Genomic DNA, 19,361 nt, shown 5'->3' with positions numbered 1-19,361 from the left:
GAGACGGCCAACGTTCCGGCGTTCAGTTCATTGAGCGACAGGAGGACAAACGATCGATTAGGATCTGGTGGCTGTGCGACGAGGGTAGGCTGCGCTGCTGGTCGTTTTTTCGTCATACAAGTCACCTTTCATAGAGTCGTTTTTCCGAACAATGGATTTGATCAGATGGCCGTTACCGGTCTGAATCGCTTGATCGTCCAGCCTCCTGACTTGATAGCGGAAGGACGATGCGACTCTCACTTTGCTGATGACTTCCGCTTCTACCAATTTGCGGCCGTCGCGGATCGCGCTGCCAGGCAAGACGGACGGAACAAGTTTTTGAATCTTTACGATATCCCCGACGTCGGCAGATTCCCGCATGTGCAGAATATCCTTCACCATTTTGTTGACATCGCGTTTCAAGCTCGCATGCTGGCGTTGTGGCATTCTGGAAGCGTTCCGACAATAATCACGGAGTCGGATGGTGCGGAGTGCTGCGGCATATCTGCCGCCGTTGTCTGCCGTCTCCAAGGATAATGCTTCTACGCAGGCTAGCCGGTCTGTCCAACGGAAGCGTTTTGCAGGCGTCAGACTGTCAGGTTCCTCTGGTTCAAAAACAGCAGATCGATCTTCACGAACGAATTTTCCGCCTCCCGCATGAACGAACGTCTCCTCCGATTCGACATCGACGATTCTCCACTTGCGGTCCTTGTCGGTATACCAGAACGCGACGTAGCATACATGTTCGAACCCAACATAGCGTTCGGCGACAGTCTGGTCGAAGACGTCCTCGAAAGGATGATCGTCCCCATGGCCGGTTTTATGTTTCAGCCAAGCACCTGTGTCCATATCTTGGATGATGTATGGCATGTTCTCCCCCCCCAATCGGGTAATAATTGCCTGTCCCTCAAGACTCAGGCAGATCTTCCATAGCGCTGCGGTACCCGGTGGTAGATTCGATCCAGGCGAACACGTCCTTAGCAGTTGCACCGGAAGGCATAATGTTTTGGTAATCCTGAAGGCCACGCTCTACGTTGCTAAGGCGAAGATATTCTCGTGCGGCCGCAGCCGGCTCCGTTATGGCTAGCGCATATTCCGCTGTGGCACCGATGCAGTCAAATGGTTCGCCTTCGTGACCGGCCGTGAGCTGCCGCACTTCGTTGAGCGCATCCCAGTAGATATCCGCCCGACTCACACGAGGCCGCCCCGCTTGTCCGTCTTCCCAGTGACCATTGGCACGAAGGATGTCGACGATATCCTCTGCATAAGGCTCGTCCGTATTGATGACAAGATATCGATGATTCGGCCGCTTGCCGGACTCGATCCTGTAACGGGCAACAGATTCCATAACCAACGCGAGAGCACCTCGCTCCAGCTTCGTCAAGTGAGACAAATCGTCACGTTTGATCACTACATGAGAATCCCGAAGCTGAGCCATCAGTCGTTTATCCAATCCGTTCGGCCTCCTTTCGGAAGGTGAAGCCGTGCATCAACAGCTCCGAACGGTCTTCGGTCAGGGTTTGGAGAAACTCTGCGTCGGCACGCAGGTGATTGCCAGAGATTAGCTTGCCGAGCCGTGCTATATTCGCTTTGTTCACATCGACCCCGCGTTCCTTTAAGGCTGCGCGGACAACGTTGTCGTCGATCACGAGCTGGATATTCAATTTCATGTAGATCGCCTCCATCAATTAGTGGTTTTCCTCCTCGTAGGGAGGGAGAAGGGCTTTTTAAATTTCGAGTCCCGAGGGTTAGCTTCAAGGCTACCAAGTCTCTGACGCTCTTCAGATGTCATTTGCCGTGTGGTTACCTCGCTGACGCACGTCCCGCGCAGCTCGTTGGCTTGGTTCGGGATGGCGAGGTCCACCGGGCCTGGATAGTTGCGCATAGCGCCTCCTTAATGGGGTAAAGGCATGTAGCCAATAAATGCAACGCGGTGGATCTCAACAGCCTCATAATGGACCCGCGCGCGTTCAATGGCATGCGCCTCGTCACGGATGGCATCCATGATCAGATCCCATTTGTGGCCGCTCGGCCGCGTGAACGAAACGCGGTAAACGTGCAGGGGTTTGTCCCGATATAACCGCCGCAGCGTCGTTCCACGTCGTCGGGCGGCTTGGATGCGATCCTCCCACCGGAGAGGCTTTTTTCTCGCTGCGCCTCCTCCGAACGGATTCCCGCGCTGCTGGCTGACAGTCCTGCCGACGATCTCCATCACGGCGGCCCTCCCCGGCGTGAACACCGCCTTCGCCATTTGTTCCAGTTTCGCGCCTGACTTCGCTTTTTCCGGATGGCGAGACGCTGTACGTTCTCGCTGCGAAGGACGATGCCTGTATTGATAGGCGTCAGCGTAGTTGCAGGGTACACATTCGGCTGACTGGTTTGCGCCGGCTGGAAGCCGGCCAAGCGCAACAGTCGGTTGATGAATCGAATAAGAACGGCCATCTTTAATCACACCTCACGCATTCGCATTAAGATTGATCTGTCCAATATCAAGCACCATGTCTTCGGAAATCGGCTTGCCTTCCGTCATGTCGAGCAGCACGTCGAGGATCTCAACGCAGTTTCGCAAGCCGCCCTTCCGGGGGTTCATGGCGATCTGAATCATCAGCTGCCTAGCTGGGCGGGTCAGGTTGACGCGCTCCAAGAGCTGCTCGACCTCTTCGCGGCTGGGGCCGTTGAGGCGCTGATGGAAGGGGGCGCGGTCGGCCAGTCGCTTCAGCTCCGGACGCATATCGGCGAAGTCCAGGAACATCTCAGCCAGGGCCAGGTTCCCGATCAGGGCGACGCCGATGTTGCCGGCTTCGTCGTAAATGTCTCGGAGCGCCTCGTACTTGTCGACCGTCTTCAGCAAATCGGCTTCGTCAAAGATGAGGAAATGAGGGCTGCGTATCAGCTGTTTCACGATTCGGCGCGTCAGCTGGTTGGCGCTACCGGCATCCGGGAGGCCAAGGGCGTCGGCAAGCTCTTGCAGCAGGCTCTTCACGGTGTGGGTGGACTTGCAACGGATATAGATCGCGCTGCCCGGATTCGTGAGCATGTACTTCTTGAGCGTTTCGGTCTTACCTAGTCCGGGGTCGCCGGCGACGATACCGAACTTCTGCTTGGTCGCGGCCTTCTTCAGAACGTAACGCATCCGCTTGACGTCGGAGGTTTCCACGAAGGGCAGCTCGTCCGATCCGATAATGTAATCGATGGCCGGCTTAGCTTCGTCAACCTCGGAATCCTCTGTCCAGACACCGACGGCCTTGAGGTATTCTCTTACAGCAATTTTCAGGTCTTCAGTTTCCGTGTATTTATCGTTAATATAGAGTGAGATGGCGCTGCGAGACTTCCCAATCTGCTTAGCGGCATCTGCGATTTTGACGCCCTCTTTCCGGACTAGCATCTGGAGGAGGGTTTTTTCTTTGGATGCGACCTCTTCGGCCGGTGTGATTTGCAACAATGTCATGCTGGTTCCCCCTTCTGGTAGGCGATTAGCCTTCCGTACCTTCCCGCAGGATATAGTCTTCGAACACACTAGCTTTGTCCTGACGCTTCATCTTTGATTTCTTGGCCTCATCGTCACGCTGCCTAACGACTTGCTCGGTACCGAGCATCGGCCGCACGTTTCCGACTGCCGGCGTGTTCTTCGCCGTCGTAACTCTTGTTCCCGCCGCCTTGCGTTCGTTCGTGATGGACTCGACGCTCGCTCGCGTTTGGAGCAAGGTCTGCCGAATGAGCTTGCGCTGCTGGGATCGGCGTTTTTCCAGCTCTTTGATATCGTCTTTGCTTGCGTCAAAGGCGAGCAGTTCCTTGTTAGTAGCCGAGAACAGATACCTCCCGGTCTTCGGATGGAAGATAAGCAGCTCGCCGATCCGGTTCGGATCATAGCGGATAATGACCTTCTGACCGGCATAGGCAGGCAGTTCAGGATGCCAGTAATAGCGTTTCTTGCCTCTGGTGCCGAAACGTTCGATGCCGTTGGCCGTAACCGCTGCTTTATCGACATCCATGAGGCAAATATCAAGCGCACGCTCGTCCGCAAATCCGGGACGAATCTTCGGCACGCTGAAATGCTTCTGCAAGGGCGTCATACCTAAAGTGCGATGTTCGGTCATGTGGTACTCGTACAGGTAGGTCTCGACCCGCTCGGTCAACTCGTCGAGGTCCATCAGCTGGCCTTTTGCGAGGAGCGCCTTCTCATCGAAGCCTTCTGGCCGCGCCTTATTGTTCGCTCCGCACCAACCGGGCTGATAACGCGCGAATTGGTCGGTAAAGGTTCCAAAGAAACGCTCGACCTGCCCCTTCGCCCATGGATGATACGGCGTCGCAAATTGGACCTTGATGTCCAAGCTTGCGCAAATTCCCCGTGTCTCCCGCGAGAGTTCCCAGCCTTCATGCTCTCGGCCCTGTCTCATCTGGGCCTTGTAGTCCTCGCCGTTATCGATGTACAGCATGCCGGGGATACCGCCGATCTCCAGCACATCCTCCGCACCGTCTTCACCTTGGATACGCTTCGGCAACATGGCATTGCGGAGGGCGAGTGCGATGGTTCGACCATTTGCATTGATCGCGAGCGTCCATCCGACAACGACACGGCTTGTGACGTCGAACCATACGGTCATCCACGGTCGGACGGCCTTGCCTTGATAGGCGATGAACAAGTCGAGCTTGTGGTGGTCACCCATCCAAACCTGATTGACAAAGTCCGGTTCCTTCCGGCTCGCTTTTTCGGCGAATCGCTTCCAGTATGTTTCATCGCCTTCTCGGGCATAACAGCAGAGGTCAGGCTCAAACTGCTCCATGTCAGCAAGATACCGGAATACGCTAGCGCGGGAAGGTGGGCGATAACCCTTCGTCTCACAAATTTTCAAGGTTTCCCGGAAGATATGCGCCGGCTTCGGCTTTGTTCGCGCAAGGTACATGGCTCGGATGAGCTTCTCGACTTCCTCGTCGATCGATGAGCGCTGCGGCCCTTGCGTCAGTAACCGGTTCTTTCTCATAAGCCCCAACACCCCAAATTCCTGATAACGTTCTATGTCGCGGTAGAGGGTGGCTGCACTTCGTCCATAGCGGTTGGCTAAAGTATTAATCCAGTATGTCCGCTCGACCCCGTCTGGCGGGTTCATCGCTTCCTTAATAATGGAAAGTTTTGCTTCGGCTTCTTGCAGCATGGATTCAAACTTAGCTTCACCAACAGCATTCTTCAGTTCCGCCAGTGTGTAGTTGATGCCTGGCTGCAGATCATCCTGCTTTGCGGGTGTTTCGGGTTCGGGCGCTATCTCTTGGGCAGCTTCAGCATCACTCGTCCAAAACTTGCGCTGCAGCTCGACAGATAAGGTACTGACTGGGATAACGTAACCCCTGCGCCCTCTGCCTTCGGCAGTCTGCGTCTGTTGACCTTTAATCTCGCCCCTGTCAATCTTCATCCTGACATAGCGATCCGACACGCCCATAAGACTAGCTAGCTTAGAGACGGTCAGCACTGCTTGCATGCGGTTCCTCCTTCCTTAATAGCAGTTGATGAAGTCTTCAAGTTCTTGCAAGCTGTCAGCTTCCCATTCGGGGGAGCAAAGAGCGCGTGGCGATTCTCCGGGAAGATAGGCTGCATAGCGGTATGTGCCATCGGTGCTTTCGTAAATGCTCCAGCCTTTGTAAACTCTAACCCGTTTCATTTTGATTCACCTGCCGATAAGCGCTTCTGATATGACTCGCTATACTCCATGTATTGCTGCTCCAATGCTTTATAAAGCGCCGAGAGAAATCTCTTACGGCTTTCCAGTTGTTCAATTTCCAGCGATACTTGGCCGATTTCTTTCACGAGTGGCTCGGCCATCTCCGCGAGTCGGGTGAGCGCGTGTTTGTCGCTTTCCAACAATGCGGCATTGCGGGGGGATTTGATGCCTGGGCAATGCTCTTGCCAGATCTGGGTTGCGTTTGCCCAGGAGATGAATTCGGGGATAGTCTTATCCTTGTCTCCCAAGTGGATCGTCTCCTTTATGGCGTTTACTTGGCCTGCTTCTCATGCTGCCTATCCAGCCCAAGCAGTTGTTCAACCTTTTTTCTGTAACGAACAGATTTACGTGTACCTGTGATCATTTCTGCAAGTCGACTAGGCGGAATACCGTGAAGTTCGCAAAACTCGCGTTGATCCATATTTTTTGCGGCCAACCTCTCTTTGATAGCCCAGCCAAATGCTGTGATCGGCCTTTTACGATTCACCCTATCACCTACCTTGAGATTTCCTTTTTCGACATTCTTAGCCATGGCATGTTTGATCACTTTACTGATATAATTCAGTTGGGAATTCAATTACCACAACCACATAATACCGACTTAAATCCGCAGAGTCAATACATATTGCAGACTTTAGTCATTAAGTACCGAATTTAGTCAGTACATATCCAGATTTTAGTCGGTGGAGGTGCTATCTTGTCTTCTATTGGAAGTAGGATCAAGGAATTAAGGGAAGCAGCGGGATTGTCCATGAACAAATTAGAGGACGCAATCGGAGCCCCTAGAGGTAGTGTTAATAAGTGGGAGAAGGGTAGTGTCCCAGGAGGAAACAATTTAATTGCACTTTCTGAGTTCTTCAAAGTTTCTACTGACTGGATTCTTAAAGGCGGCGACTTGAATCCGCAGCCACAGAATATAGTCGCAACTGAAAAGCAGCCTCTTTTTTTTAATGATAAACGGGAATTCAATTACCACTTTGCAGAATTGTATGAGCTACTCAACGAGACGGATCGCGCTTTTGTAAATCGATATATCCAGATGGCATTGAATCAGAAAGACGATCAGATTTTTTTACCTGAAAGTTCACCTTCAACAGCACCTATAGGGAATGTAACTCCGAAAATTCAGGAAAAGGCCGCCACGTATTCAAGTCCTAGTGCGATACCAGTCCTCGGACGTGCTGCCGCAGGGGTGCCAATTGAAATGGTGAGGTTTATCGAAGGTTATATCCGAGTCGCTGATAAATTCAAAAACTGTTTTGCTGTGAAAGTTGATGGCGATTCGATGGTAAACGCAGGAATTGAAAATGGGGGATATGTTGTTGTTCGACAGCAGGAAAGGGTCGAAGATAACGAAATCGCTCTTGTTATGGTGGACGAAGGGGTAACAATTAAACGATTCCGGACCGAGAACGGGCTGGCGCATTTAATCTCAGAAAACGACGGTATACCAGAAATGATCTACGATCCGAAAGAGAAACACATGCAAATATTGGGCCTCGTTGTGGACATAATTCCGGCCAACAAAGCAGCAAATCTGCTCCTGGAGGAACTCTAGTCGCTGTTCCGGAATTAAAGTCCTTCGCCAGTGCAAAAAACCAATGATGACGCGGGTTTGCGGCAGTTCCGAAAATAATCGTCAGTTCCGAAATTCAGTTCCGAAAATATCTGCTGTTGATTTGAGACAATCTGCTGCAAAATGAGTTGTTCCGGGATCGAGTTAACGGCGATAACGCCGTAGTAACGCGGCATCTAACGTTTTTATGTTTTTCTGCCGGCGGTAGCGCCTGGCAGCGTCAGGCACTCCCGAATAACGTAAAATGAGAGGACAACCGCCGGATTCTGTCGCACTCCGGAAAGGTTGTCCTCTCTGCATACAGGACACACTCACACACGCACATCCTTTGATTCTATTGGGTTCTGTAACGGAAGGTAACGGTGAGTCACTGACTGTAACGGGGAGTTCCGTTTCTCATATTCAGTGACACCCCACAACGTGAACGTGGAGTCCTGTACCGTGGCCACTTTCCGACCATTGGCATAAAGATCGAAAACCGGGCCTCTTGCCACGACCTTCATCCGAACAAAGCCCGTTGTCGGATTCGCCAAAGTAGAGACGGTGGCCAGATTCGTCGTTCCCCTGTTGATGCCTACCGTTCCGTTCGGTTGAATGGCAACCAGGTAACCGCTATCGGTGACGCTGTCGTTCATATTCGTTTTCCGCAAAAGAAAGCCTGCCCAGTTGTTGGATCCGAAAGGCTGGGAATCGATACGAATATCGACGGAAGCGCTGAAATCCTGGAAATTGCTGATGTTCTTAATGGTCGTACGGTTCATATTCGAATCGGCAACGGTTTCCTGATACAGTCCGTTCGACACGCTCCATGTACCTTGATCGACCGACCAATTCGCAGCCGTATTCAGGAAGGTCGTATCCTGGAACAGGACGACCGAGACCGGTCCTACTTCATTGGAAACGGCGCTTTCCGTCGTTCCCGATACGGCCGAAACCACGTAATAGTATTGCGTCCCGGAAGTATCGTTGATCGTATAAGACGTTCCGGCAATGCCGCTGCCCATAGCCGAATATGGCCCGCCTGCCGTCAAGGAACGCTTGACCGTGTAGCTGCTCGCCCCGGAGACCGCATTCCACGACAGATCGACTTGACTGGAAGTCGTCGCGGCGGCAAGGCCGGTCGGCGCCTTCGGACTCGTCGCCGGCGCATTGCTCGGGTTGACGCCGACAAATTCCAGCAACGCTACGGAATGACCGGGCAACGTGACCGCAGCGGAAAGCGAAGAGCCCGCGAGAGCAACGGTCTGGTCGGTTTGCATCTTCTGCAAGTTGCTTAACGTATTGTAATAAGGAATACGGCTCAAATAGAAATCCCATCCCCATAAAGGAATCGACTGATACAGATCAAAATCATTCGTGGCAACTCCGCTATTGGTCGGAATGCCCATCGACGCCTTTTCGTTCAACCAGGTCGGATAAAAATTGCTGTGCGTGCTGTCCACCCGCCATTGCCGCAGCACGTAGTTGGAACCGTTGGAAGCAGCGACATTGTTCAGCGCGACCGTTACCGGCTCGTTCACATTCGTCGACCGCGACGGATTATGATTGTAGACGAGCACCCGAATCGTGTTCGCGGTCGGGTCGTAAGCGGCGACGGATTGCACTTCGTCTCCCGGGTTCGAGACTGTTCCCGATGTATTTACGGACAAACGGTTGGCGGTTCCCGAAGCCCCCAGCATGTTGGTCAGCAGATAAGCATTATACATGGCGGACTTATTGCCTGCCGGGTTCGTCAAGCTTCCGGTCGTCCAGAAGAACCACGGGGTCACCCGGGCTAGATGATTATCCTGAGCGCGCTTGTACAAACCGGCGTACCACGAAGCGCCGACTTCGCCTCCGTCTCCTGCGCGGTACGCATTTCCGTTCTCATCATCGTACATAGCGGTTTCGTCCGAACCGGTGAGCGCAACATTCAATTGCGGATATTGCGCCAAGCTGCTCTGGAAGCTGTTGATGCGCGTCTGCAAATTTTCGCTTCCGGAATTTGTCAGATCGTAGTAGCCTGCTCCGTGCCGGGCGTACCAGGAGAACGTAAACGTGTTCATCTGGGTGCCGGTCGTCCCCGTGTAGGCATTCGTTCCGGTAGCCGCATGAGCGATGATCTGGCTTCCCCAGGTCGTCTCGTTCAACATATTGCCCGGTCCGACCACCAATTTGTTGGAAGGAATGACCGATTGCAAGGCGGCATTCGTATAATCGTAAAGCTTGAAATACTCATCGCGGTTGGATGTCGTATTCGTACCGTACGGCGCCCACCAGCCCAGATTATTATCCGGCTCCGTATATAGCTTCCACGACCAGGACTCGACTTCGGTCAGTCCGAATTTATTGACCAACGCTTGCGCCAGCGCCTGGATGTAATTGTAATACTTCGTATAATCTTTCGGTTGGCTCACGTTATTGACGCCGAACGGGTTGAAGCTCGGCGCGCTCGGGTTCAGCGCAAGCTCGTACGGAATTTGCGCCAGCGCGATAACGGGTTTAATCGTAAAGTTGCCTTGCGCATCCTTCCCTGCCCGCAGCACATTCCCTACCGATTCCAATAACGGATTGAAATTGTAATAAGGCGTTCCCGCGATTTCATGATACATGTCGTTGGTGCTGCGTCCCCCGGTCGACGTCATCATGATGATGTTATTCGCCCACGGGTACACCGCCTTGAACCAACCGTCGGGAAGCCCGACCGTGTTCTGATTGCTGAAATTGCTCAAATCCCAGGCAATCATCGCTCCTTCGGTGGAACGAATCGTCCCGGCGTTCGTCGAAGCATCCACCGTAAACGTCGTATTTGCCCATACCGACCGGGCAAACCATACAGAGGCCGCAAACAAGATGAGGGCGAAAAGCATAACCTTGGATAGAGAGATTATTCTGACAAGCCGTTGTTCCGCCATGCCGAATCCTCCTCTTAAATTGGTGAGCTATACGGCTCAGCATTCGGTAACCCTGTTCCAGCATGTTACCTTCAGCGCTCCCGTCCACGGCGCGGCATCTCTCGTCCGGTAAGAGACGATGCGCTGCTCGCCCGGCAGCAGATCGAAATAATTGTCCGACAAGAGAAGATCCTCCTCAATCGTCACCACTCTGGCGAAAGCATCGGCCGTAATGGCGATCGTTCCAGAGCAGTCGTCGGCGGCCCGCACTTCCACTTGCAGCGTTGCCTTCGGCAGCCGAAGCTCCTTCGGCAGCGCGTCGAAATACACCGTCCGGCTCTCCGCGCCGCGCCCTTGTCCTTGCCTCCCTGCGTCTGGCCGCCAGAGTGCCTCGACGACGACATCGGCGGCGCCGGACGCCAGCCCGACATCTTGCTTCCGCACGGCGGCAACAAGCATGGCGGCGTGCGCCGGCACATGGGCGGCAAATCGACGCTCGAATAGGAACGTACCGTCCGTCCGCACCGCGCGAACGGCAACCTCTCCCTCGCATGCTTGAAGCGTGTCGTTGACCATCCATAGGCCAAGCTCGTCTCCTAGGTTTTCGATCGACACCATCAGCGGCGCGAACGCGTTTTTGGCGCCATAATATCCCGCTTTTGGCGCCCCGTAATAGTCGATCATCGACCAGCCGCTGGCCGGCCAGCAGTCGTTGTACATCCAGAACAGCAATCCGCTCGTCGCGTACTTGCGCCTCCGATAGTGCTCCCCCATCAATCTGGCGAACTCGTACTGCACATACTCCAGCTTTTTCACCCTCTCGACCGGGTCCTCGCTTTCGCCGTACAGCGTCACAGCCGTTTTTTCCAGCATCCGGTAGTGGGTCAGTTCATCTTGTCCGTTGTAAGGATTATCTTTGGTGCGAAACTCCCAAATCTCCCCCTTCTCGTCGGCAACGTCCTCCATCGTCATCATTTTCAGCAGCGAAGAAAAAGGCGGCGACCCGGCGGTCGCGCATTCGCTTAAGAAACGTCCGCGTCCTCTGGCGATTTGTTCCCGGTAATCCGTCATATCTCCCAGGATGAAATCGATATCGTACCACGTCGAGAAGTGGCAATCCCCCGCATCCTGGCTGTTGAAGGGCGATCCTCGATAAGGCGAGGTCGGAAAGTATGGTCGGGACGGATCAAGCTCCGCGCATAGAGGAGCCGTCACTTGAGCGCTGACGATTTTCCCCCAATAATCGTCCTCCGGCTTGTTGTTCATCGCCAGCTCGTTATCGCCGCACCAGAAAATCAAGCTCGGATGATTGCGAAGCTCTCTGATCGCGTGCTTGACTTCCTTTTCCATTGCCGCAAGAAACCATGTTTCCGTCTCGGGATATTGCGCGCAAGCCATCATGAAGTCTAGCGAGATCATAATGCCCATCCGGTTGCACGCTTCCCAGAAAGCGGGCAATTCGTAGATGCCTCCGCCCCACACGCGCAGCATGTTCATGTTGCCTTCCACAAGCGCGTTAAGCAAATGATCGTATTTCTCCCTCGTCACCCTGGACGGGAACGGATCAGCCGGAACCCAGTTTCCGCCTTTGGCGAAAATGCGCTGCCCGTTTACGACAATCGTGAACGAACTCCCCTGTTGATCCGGGATTTCTTCCACCTCTATCGTACGAATCCCGATTTCGTCGCAACGCTCGTCTACCGTCTCGCCTTGGTGCGTCACCAGCCGTGTCCGGAACCGATACAAGCAAGCTTCGCCATATCCTACGGGCCACCAAAGCTTGGGCTTCTCGAGCGTGAATCGCCCGGACACACTTTCGGCTTCACATTTACATTCGTTTGTCCACACCACAACCCCGCTAGGATCCGCCAGTTCCAATTGCAGGCGGCAGCCTTCCGGACCCGGCGCGGCTTCAACTTCCCACGCCAGTTCCGCATTGTGTTCATTCAAACGTATAGTGCGTAAACATGTATTCCCGATGGAACCGCCCGGTTTCGATTCCAAGTACACCGGCCTCCAGATCCCGTAACTAACGAGCCGGTGCACCCAGTCCCACCCGAACGTGCATTGCATTTTCCGCAAATACACGCGATCTTGAGAGAACAGGGATACGTAACGGTTGACGTCTTTATCCTGCAAATAGGTTTTTACCGATGTGAACCGAACCTGGATGCGATTCGAACCGGATACAATGGCGTCGGAAACAGAAAATACGTGCTCGATAAACATATTGTCGGCCGAACCGACGAGCATGTCGTTCACATAGACGGAAGCGAGCGTATCCAGTCCTTCGAAGCGAAGAACGGCGGCGGCGCGGTTTCCGTTCTCCGGCCAAACGAACTCGGTTTCGTATACCCAATCGAAGTCTTCGACCCATTGCACGTCAAGCGCTTGATCGCGCCACATGGGATCGGGGATCATTTCCAGTTTCAACAAATCCGTATGCACATGCCCCGGAACCGTTCCTGCGATCGGACCGATGACCTCGCCTTTCGGGCCGTAACCCGTTACTTGCCAGTTATCGCGTAAATCCATATTGATGTTCAAGGATATACCTCCCGAGGTTACGATTTCGCCAATTGGTCGTTTAGCTGCGCCAAAGCCGTAAGCTGATAGGCTCTGCCATTGTCCGCAGTCACGTTGTTCTCGCTCTGCCCGTAGAAATCATAGACCCACAAAGCCGATAACGGCACCTTTGCTTCTCCGATTGCACCAGCGAGCTCCATGTATTTCTTCTCCGCCAGTTCCGGATCCAGCAGACCGCCTTCCTCCACGGCGTCGCTAACGCCAAACTCCCCGATAAACAGCGGTTTTCGGACCTCTCGGGCAATATCCATCATCCGCGAGAGCATTTCTTTATGTTCCAGAACGTGGCCGAAACGTTGCTCGTCTCCCGGATAATAATGAACCGAGATGACGTTCGCCGGATTCGGATTTTCAGCCGCAAGTATTTCCGCGAATTGACCTTCGGTATCCTGCTGGAAACGCAAAGACTTTCTCTGGTTCCAAGCCGTAGGACGCGGCATGCTGTTGCCGGTAATGATGATCCGGTCCGGATCGTATTTGCGGACTTCCTTGCCGAATTCGGCAAAAGCGGTCTGAAGCATGCTTGTCGTCAAGTCGTCCCTTGCGCTTCGTTCCGTTGCCGTGCCCAGATTCGGATAAATCAGCGGACGATGATCGGCCGCGTTAGGGAGATTGGTCTCCAGATTATATTCGTTGCCGAATTCCCAGCCCCAAATCGCCGGGGAATCCTTATAACGCGTAACGAATAACCGAACGTATTCTCGCATGAAAACCATCGTTTTGCTGTCCGGATTGCCCCATTGATCCCGAGGTTCTTTGACAAGATCGGGCACGGCCGAGTGATACCAGAACAGCGAAGGAATCAATCCGATCCCGTTGTCCTCGGCAGCCTTCACGACGCCGTCCATCAATTGAAAATATTTTTCCTTATTCTCCAGATAGAGTTTGAATTCACTAGGCCAATATCCACACGCCATGAATCTCGCAAAGGGGATATGGTAATTCTTCAGCACTTCAAATCCGTGCCGGTATGTCGTATCGCCGGGATCGAGCAGCGTACGCGCGAATGCGTTGAAATAATTGACCCCTGCCCCCCGATACGGTTTACCGTCTTTCATCAGCGTGCCCGCTTCATCAACGCAGAGGCCCTTCTTGCCTGCGCAAGCGGCCCGAGGTTTGTCATCCCCGCTTTTCGCCGCGCTGCAACCGCCGATCAACAGAATGGAGGCAGCCAAAGCAACCGGCAGTGCCTTCGAGCGAACGGCGCCCCAATTCATACCCATTCCCCCTACAATTTCATTCCGGACGAGGTTAGTCCCTCAATGTAATATTTGCTTGCGAAAAAGAATAGCAGCACGAGCGGAATCGAAGAAATGACGTAGGCGGCGAACAGAGCAGGATAGTTCGTCAGCATGCCGCCCCCGCTCATCGACATGGAGAAATTGCGAAGCGCTAGCGTAATCACGAACTTATCGGGACTGGTCAACACGATGGACGGCCCCACCAAATCGTTCCACACTCCCATGACCTGCATAATCGCCAAGGTTGCCAGGCTAGACAGGCTGACCGGAACCGCGATTTTATAATAGAGTTTGAAATTGCCGCAGCCATCTATCTTTGCCGCTTCGAACAACTCTTCCGGAATCGACGAGAAAAATCCGCGAAGCAAAAAAATCCCGAAAATAGGAGCGCCAAACACGCTCGTAAAAACCAAAGCCCATAACGAGTTGAGCAATCCCAGCTCTTTGATCAGCAAATACCACGGGATCAAACCGAGAATTGCAGGAACCATCATAAGAGCAATAATGAAGTAGAAGATGATTTCTTTGGCGTAAAACTTCATTCTCGAAAACACGAATCCGCCGAGAGAAGACAGAAACACGCCGCCCAACGTAGCCGCTGCCGCAACGAACAATGTGTTCCAGAACGCGGTACCGACTTGCTTCCACGCGTAATTCAAATTCGTGAACCACATGGGCAGCGCCGGAAGCCATTGGTTATATTGCCATGTCAACGAATCTTTCGTGAATCCGAACAACAAGATCGTCATCGGATAAATGCTCATGGCGAGCAATAAAACGATAAAAGCGTTCAGGGCAAGCTGACTTGCTCTTTTACCGGATAGCCTCAAGCGGCAGCACTCCTCTATTCGGACTTGATAAACTTCATGCTGACGATCGTCAGCCCGAATGCGACGGCGAACAACACAAGGCCGATGGCACTTGCATAACCGAAATGATTGTAGGTGAATGCTTGCACGTACATATGGTAGCCGGGTACCATCGACGAATAACCCGGCCCTCCTCCCGTTAACACCAGCTGCTGTCCAAACTGCTGAAGCCCGCCGATCATGCCGGTCACCACGAAAAATTTGATTTGCCCCGTCACCATTGGAATATCGACCTGAAGTACCCGCTTCAACCCGGTCGCTCCGTCCAGCCTCGCGCTGTCGATCACTTCGGTCGGAATGTTCATCAAACCCGACAAATAAATCAACGGTCCGATGCCCGCCGCCCAAGGAAAACCCATAAACAATAACGCAAACAATACGGTACTGCTATCGCTGAGCCAGGCGTGCTTCAACTGTTCCAGCCCAACCGCGTCCAGCAAGGAATTGATCAGGCCGATATTCGGGTCGTAAATGAAATTCCAGACGAGCATGCCCACGACTCCCGGCACGACAAGCGGAAGCAGAAGCATAACGCGATAGTAATATTTCAGCTTTTCGCTTCGAACGAAGAAGATCAACTCCGCCATGATGAACGGGACCGTCACGCCAATTAGAAGTCCTCCGAACATCAGCAGGATCATATTGGGAACGGAAGCGATCAGCACTTCATCCGTAAGCATTCTGGCAAAATTATCGAAACCGACGAATTTCCATTGATCGCCGGCCGGAATCCATTCGAAAAAAGCGGTAATCAAGCCGCGTAACGGAGGATAATAAGCGAATATCAACAACCCGATGACAATGGGGGACAAAAAGAAGTAAGCCTGCAAGCTTTCGCGCATTTTCCGTGACATCGTCATCCCCCTAATGAAATGTATCCGTCGCCATCGGTTCCGCCCTTATCCGAGTCTTCGCCCGCAGGCTCCAAAACCGGGATCTCAAGCGCATGCCTTTTGTATACGCCTACGATTTTCCCGACCGACACGTCGGACAACATGATTTCATTGGTCATGGCAGGCGTAAAAGAACTGGCGCGATAAGAAAAATAAACAAAGCTGGCATGACCGTTCCGATCCGTCTTGACCCGACTGACGGACAGCTGCCCGTGTCCTTTTAGCCGAATAATTTGCAGATCGTCCCCCGAGCGGGGGGTACCGTCGGTATTTGTCACCTGGATTTGTACGTTAACGGAGCTCTTCCCATCAGCCGTCATCTGATCCGGAGCAAGCTTGACTTCAAAAACAATCTCCCGATTCTCGTCGACCCGCCACAATATCGTGATCACGCCTGCCAATAGCGCGATCACGAGCAACGTTATCCATTTCTTTTTCATAAGTCACCGCCATCGTAAAGAGTGAGGAGGGAACGGCTCCCTCCTCGCCTCGATTCATCGTCCGTCACTTACCACTTGGACGTGTCCAGCTTCTGCTCTTTAATCGACTTGTCCGCGCCTTCCGTCAGCGCCTTCTCCACATTGGCGAAAAACTTGTCGTCCGGCAATTTGTTTTGAATCCACATGGCCGCATTCCTGCCGATCGTATCCCGTGCCTCCGAGTTGATCCAAACGTTCATCGGAATGTTGATCTCGGGATAAACCGGGCTTTCCGATTCTTTAATCGCATCGAACAGCGGCAAGGTCGCAGCGCCTTTCACCGTAGGAAGTCCCTGAGGAACTTCATTGACCATATATTCGTTCACTTTCGCCGTCGTCAAATATTGCAAAAAGCGGATAGCCGCCTCCGTCGTTCCTTTCTTTTCCACAGTCGGTTTCACGATCCCCAGATCGAACATCGAGGACGTATTTTTCTGAAACCCTTTCGACTTCGGCAGATCTACGGCATACTTGCTGGAATCGGAACCGACGGCAGGCATCGGGAATACGCCCCACTTGAATTGGCGCTTCGTATCGCTAAGTTCCTGCTGCAGCTCCCACATTCCGCCTTCTCGCACCGCAACCTTGCCTTCGCGCCAAAGCGGCATCATATCCTGGGTTGCCCAGCCGTCCGGCCACATTTGCGCCCATTCCTTATATAAACGCCAGATCTCGCGGAACTCCGGACGGTCCATGGAGACGATTCCTTTCTTGATCGCCCGAATGTATTCGTCCCCTTTCAATTCCACCGCGCTCTTCGCCCCGGTGTAATTAAAATCGCCGAGCAGATTGGTCGTAAGCGGTATGGATACTTGGGCTCCCATTTGCCATAAGGTCGGGCCTTTATTCTCCACGACGGGAATGGCGGCGATATAGCCCGCTTCCTTCGCTTTTTTCAGCGCGTCGAGCAATTGCTGCCAAGTTTGGGGAACGGACAAGTTCAACTGTTTGAAAATATCGATATTGTAGTAGAACGTAGTCGCCGAGCCGGCTGCTTGCACAATCGGAACCGAATAGTACGAACCGTTCGGGAATTTCCGGAACAGCTCCGGGTTTGTAAAGGAATCTATCCAGGTCACGTTCTGATCGCCGAACGGGTTGTCTTGCCCCAGATAAGAATCCAGCGGAAGCAGCCATTCTTTTTCTACGAATCCTTGCAAGGAGTCGGACGTCCATGCGATATCCGGCGCTTCTCCCGCTGCAATCTGGGTGGTCATCCAGGTTAAGTATTCTTCTCGCGAAGATGTAGGCGCTTTCACGATCTCCACTTTGATTTTCGGATGCTGCTTCTGATAATCTTCGATAATTTTATCTAATGCCACGCGCGGAATCGGCGTATTCTCGGTTGGCGTTTTCTCGTCCGTAGGCGTAAAAACCTGCGCGGTAATCCGAATCGTCGCTTCTTTCTCTTCCGGTGAAGCCGACGCCGTCTCCGTTGCCTCCTGCTTCGCCGGGCTATCCGTTGCAGCGGGTTTGCTGTCTTCCGATGCGGCTTCCTTGTTGCCTGAGCATCCGGATAATACGACTGCGACCATGAATACCGCGCTCAAAATCAAAGCAAGACCCTTTTTACCTTTGATTTTCCCCATTTTGTTATCTCCTTTTCTATTCTCGTATGCTATTAGCGAGATGCCATGATCGCACATACTTTGAATAATTCCCCCGTGCTGTCCGGATGGTGCTCGCGCATGAACGTAATCGTCACGCTATGCTTGCCTTCGTCCAAATTTTCGGCGACAAGCTCTCCGGCCGGGTAGCCTTTCCAATCCGCCGAGAAGTGCCCCTCCAGTTCCACGGGAGGCAGATCGTCTACTTGGACTTGAACCCGACCCATTCTTCCGTTGTTCAATTTTTCATAGATCACCCCGATATTGGCAGCCTCTACCGTAAACGAGAACGATTGTCCCGGTTTTGTCGCGATCCATCCCGGCGAGAAACGAGCCGTCTCTTCCTTGACCCACCCGTTATTGGAAGAAACAGCGAGGCGATCGCTCGTCAGCAGCTCGGTATGCAGGTAGCCGTCGGAGGTCATGGACGCCGGCAACTCTTCGCTTGCAAGATCGGGTTCTTCCGATTGACCGACATGGCTGCGGACGGATTCCAAACGGTTGATGATCAACTGAGAGACCAAGCGGTGTCCCGCATCGTTCGGGTGAACGTCGTCCGCATAATAGTCCTGCCACTTGAGATGGCCGGATTGCATTTGCGGCCATACGCCGCTGCTTAGACTGACCATCGGCAGATCATAGTGCAGTCCGACCGGGCTGTGCGCCCATTGCATGTTCGTCCCGTCTTGCCGCATCATGAAGAGCAAGATAACCGCCGGCTTGTTTTTCGACTGTAGAATTTTACGGATCAAGTCTTCGTACTGATTCGCCAGGCCGGGAGAGTACTCATCATTCACGGAGAAGTCGACCACGACCAGATCCGGCTCAAACTTCAACAGATCTTGGTCTACGCGATGAACTCCAATTAATGAGCCCGTCGACCCGATTCCCGCGTTAATCGCTTGGAGCTGCGCATCCGGAAACTGCTCTTTCCACCACTTTCCAATCAAGCCAACGTAGCTGTTGTCAGGGGAGGTAGACAAAGCTCCTTCCGTAATCGAGCCTCCGATAAAACCCAACGTTACTTTTTCCTTCCGAAGCGCTTTCTGCATCGCCTTGACGATTCTTCGCTCATCCCCTTGGTTCACCAAAGATTGAGCGAACATGTCTTTGTCGGGCGTCCGATTATCCATTTGTTTTTCCTCCGAATTCATTGCGGTTGCTTTCGGTTGCCGTTCCCCCGCTTGATCCGATTCGCGATGAGGTTCGTTCCGGCATCCGGATAACAATAATACCGCGATAGCTAGAAAAAGCGCACACCTGCTAACCAACCGGAGAAGCCGCATCGTCCGCATCGGTTGGGGCCAACCCGCGAAAGGCGTCTCCCCACCTCTTAATCCGTCCATTATCGTCTACCAGTCCGCTCCTTTTGGTTGCGTCCATCGCCGTATTCACGTCGGAATAGCCCCATGTCATCCATCCGCTCGCCAAGTCCCTTGCCTGTTCCACGACCGACCGGCACCATAACGTCTGAACTTCTTCCGAAAACTCATCGGATCACTCGCATGAAGCGGACGAACATGATCTTCCGCCGAGTACGGATC

17 protein-coding genes are annotated in these 19,361 nt (G+C 53.2%); 1 reads left to right on the top strand and 16 read right to left on the bottom strand.

The features are described 5' to 3' along the window. Window positions 1–57: 57 nt before the first annotated feature. The 8 genes from H7C19_RS20135 to H7C19_RS20100 form a co-directional block, all read right to left on the bottom strand. On the bottom strand, window positions 58–849 hold the full coding sequence (locus H7C19_RS20135; protein ID WP_185670842.1) for a hypothetical protein: 792 nt from the start codon (window positions 847–849) through the stop codon (window positions 58–60). 37 nt (window positions 850–886) lie between these two features. Then, window positions 887–1,432, bottom strand: coding sequence for a hypothetical protein (locus H7C19_RS20130; RefSeq protein WP_185670841.1), 546 nt, complete (start codon window positions 1,430–1,432; stop codon window positions 887–889). Then, complete coding sequence (locus H7C19_RS20125) at window positions 1,425–1,649, bottom strand: hypothetical protein (RefSeq protein ID WP_221469356.1); 225 nt, start codon at window positions 1,647–1,649, stop codon at window positions 1,425–1,427. The genes H7C19_RS20130 and H7C19_RS20125 overlap by 8 nt, the downstream gene beginning before the upstream one ends. A gap of 224 nt (window positions 1,650–1,873) precedes the next feature. Then, window positions 1,874–2,191 (bottom strand): hypothetical protein, encoded by a 318-nt coding sequence (locus tag H7C19_RS20120; RefSeq protein WP_185670839.1) that lies wholly within the window; start codon window positions 2,189–2,191, stop codon window positions 1,874–1,876. A gap of 243 nt (window positions 2,192–2,434) precedes the next feature. Then, window positions 2,435–3,427 carry an AAA family ATPase gene (locus H7C19_RS20115; protein WP_185670838.1) on the bottom strand — a complete coding sequence of 331 codons (993 nt, stop codon included), beginning with the start codon at window positions 3,425–3,427 and terminating at the stop codon, window positions 2,435–2,437. 25 nt (window positions 3,428–3,452) lie between these two features. Next, a complete protein-coding gene (locus H7C19_RS20110; protein WP_185670837.1) occupies window positions 3,453–5,453 on the bottom strand; it encodes a TnsB C-terminal domain-containing protein in 2,001 nt (666 codons plus the stop codon). A gap of 176 nt (window positions 5,454–5,629) precedes the next feature. Then, window positions 5,630–5,941 (bottom strand): hypothetical protein, encoded by a 312-nt coding sequence (locus H7C19_RS20105; RefSeq protein ID WP_185670836.1) that lies wholly within the window; start codon window positions 5,939–5,941, stop codon window positions 5,630–5,632. A gap of 23 nt (window positions 5,942–5,964) precedes the next feature. Beyond that, window positions 5,965–6,270 (bottom strand): helix-turn-helix domain-containing protein, encoded by a 306-nt coding sequence (locus tag H7C19_RS20100; protein WP_313731859.1) that lies wholly within the window; start codon window positions 6,268–6,270, stop codon window positions 5,965–5,967. A 120-nt stretch (window positions 6,271–6,390) separates the two neighbouring features. On the opposite strand from H7C19_RS20100, the gene H7C19_RS20095 reads away from it, so the two are divergent. After that, window positions 6,391–7,251: a helix-turn-helix domain-containing protein gene (locus H7C19_RS20095; protein ID WP_185670835.1), complete on the top strand. Its 861-nt coding sequence runs from the start codon at window positions 6,391–6,393 to the stop codon at window positions 7,249–7,251. Window positions 7,252–7,580: 329 nt separating this feature from the next. Here the strand turns inward: H7C19_RS20095 and H7C19_RS20090 are convergent, their stop codons facing one another. The 8 genes from H7C19_RS20090 to H7C19_RS20055 form a co-directional block, all read right to left on the bottom strand. Further along, window positions 7,581–10,043 (bottom strand): GH39 family glycosyl hydrolase, encoded by a 2,463-nt coding sequence (locus tag H7C19_RS20090; protein WP_221469355.1) that lies wholly within the window; start codon window positions 10,041–10,043, stop codon window positions 7,581–7,583. A gap of 156 nt (window positions 10,044–10,199) precedes the next feature. Continuing rightward, window positions 10,200–12,689, bottom strand: coding sequence for a beta-mannosidase (locus tag H7C19_RS20085; protein ID WP_185670833.1), 2,490 nt, complete (start codon window positions 12,687–12,689; stop codon window positions 10,200–10,202). A gap of 17 nt (window positions 12,690–12,706) precedes the next feature. Further along, the gene (locus tag H7C19_RS20080; protein WP_185670832.1) at window positions 12,707–13,945 is read right to left on the bottom strand and encodes a cellulase family glycosylhydrolase; all 1,239 of its coding nucleotides are present in this window, start codon (window positions 13,943–13,945) and stop codon (window positions 12,707–12,709) included. Window positions 13,946–13,956: 11 nt separating this feature from the next. Continuing rightward, window positions 13,957–14,799, bottom strand: coding sequence for a carbohydrate ABC transporter permease (locus tag H7C19_RS20075; RefSeq protein WP_185670831.1), 843 nt, complete (start codon window positions 14,797–14,799; stop codon window positions 13,957–13,959). 14 nt (window positions 14,800–14,813) lie between these two features. Then, on the bottom strand, window positions 14,814–15,692 hold the full coding sequence (locus H7C19_RS20070; RefSeq protein WP_185670830.1) for a carbohydrate ABC transporter permease: 879 nt from the start codon (window positions 15,690–15,692) through the stop codon (window positions 14,814–14,816). Between the two features lie 2 nt (window positions 15,693–15,694). Then, a complete protein-coding gene (locus H7C19_RS20065) occupies window positions 15,695–16,171 on the bottom strand; it encodes an Ig-like domain-containing protein (RefSeq protein WP_185670829.1) in 477 nt (158 codons plus the stop codon). A 68-nt stretch (window positions 16,172–16,239) separates the two neighbouring features. Beyond that, complete coding sequence (locus H7C19_RS20060) at window positions 16,240–17,799, bottom strand: ABC transporter substrate-binding protein (protein WP_185670828.1); 1,560 nt, start codon at window positions 17,797–17,799, stop codon at window positions 16,240–16,242. A 32-nt stretch (window positions 17,800–17,831) separates the two neighbouring features. Then, entirely contained in the window at window positions 17,832–18,950 is a 1,119-nt protein-coding gene (locus H7C19_RS20055) for an SGNH/GDSL hydrolase family protein (RefSeq protein ID WP_185670827.1), read from the bottom strand. Between the last annotated feature and the right edge of the window lie 411 nt (window positions 18,951–19,361).

It is taken from the genome of Cohnella nanjingensis, assembly GCF_014212125.1.
Taxonomy (GTDB): Bacteria; Bacillota; Bacilli; order Paenibacillales; family Paenibacillaceae; genus Cohnella; species Cohnella nanjingensis.
The sequence above is the reverse complement of the archived record's forward strand: the minus strand, read 5'-3'. Positions and strand labels throughout refer to the sequence as shown.

Bases quoted from the DNA above. Each gene is read 5' to 3' on its own strand.
- H7C19_RS20135 (WP_185670842.1), bottom strand. From the start codon at position 849: ATGCCATACATCATCCAAGATATGGACACAGGTGCTTGGCTGAAACAT.
- H7C19_RS20125 (WP_221469356.1), bottom strand. From the start codon at position 1,649: ATGAAATTGAATATCCAGCTCGTGATCGACGACAACGTTGTCCGCGCA.
- H7C19_RS20120 (WP_185670839.1), bottom strand. From the start codon at position 2,191: ATGGAGATCGTCGGCAGGACTGTCAGCCAGCAGCGCGGGAATCCGTTC.
- H7C19_RS20115 (WP_185670838.1), bottom strand. From the start codon at position 3,427: ATGACATTGTTGCAAATCACACCGGCCGAAGAGGTCGCATCCAAAGAA.
- H7C19_RS20110 (WP_185670837.1), bottom strand. From the start codon at position 5,453: ATGCAAGCAGTGCTGACCGTCTCTAAGCTAGCTAGTCTTATGGGCGTG.
- H7C19_RS20080 (WP_185670832.1), bottom strand. From the start codon at position 13,945: ATGAATTGGGGCGCCGTTCGCTCGAAGGCACTGCCGGTTGCTTTGGCT.
- H7C19_RS20070 (WP_185670830.1), bottom strand. From the start codon at position 15,692: ATGTCACGGAAAATGCGCGAAAGCTTGCAGGCTTACTTCTTTTTGTCC.
- H7C19_RS20065 (WP_185670829.1), bottom strand. From the start codon at position 16,171: ATGAAAAAGAAATGGATAACGTTGCTCGTGATCGCGCTATTGGCAGGC.
- H7C19_RS20060 (WP_185670828.1), bottom strand. From the start codon at position 17,799: ATGGGGAAAATCAAAGGTAAAAAGGGTCTTGCTTTGATTTTGAGCGCG.
- H7C19_RS20055 (WP_185670827.1), bottom strand. From the start codon at position 18,950: ATGGATAATCGGACGCCCGACAAAGACATGTTCGCTCAATCTTTGGTG.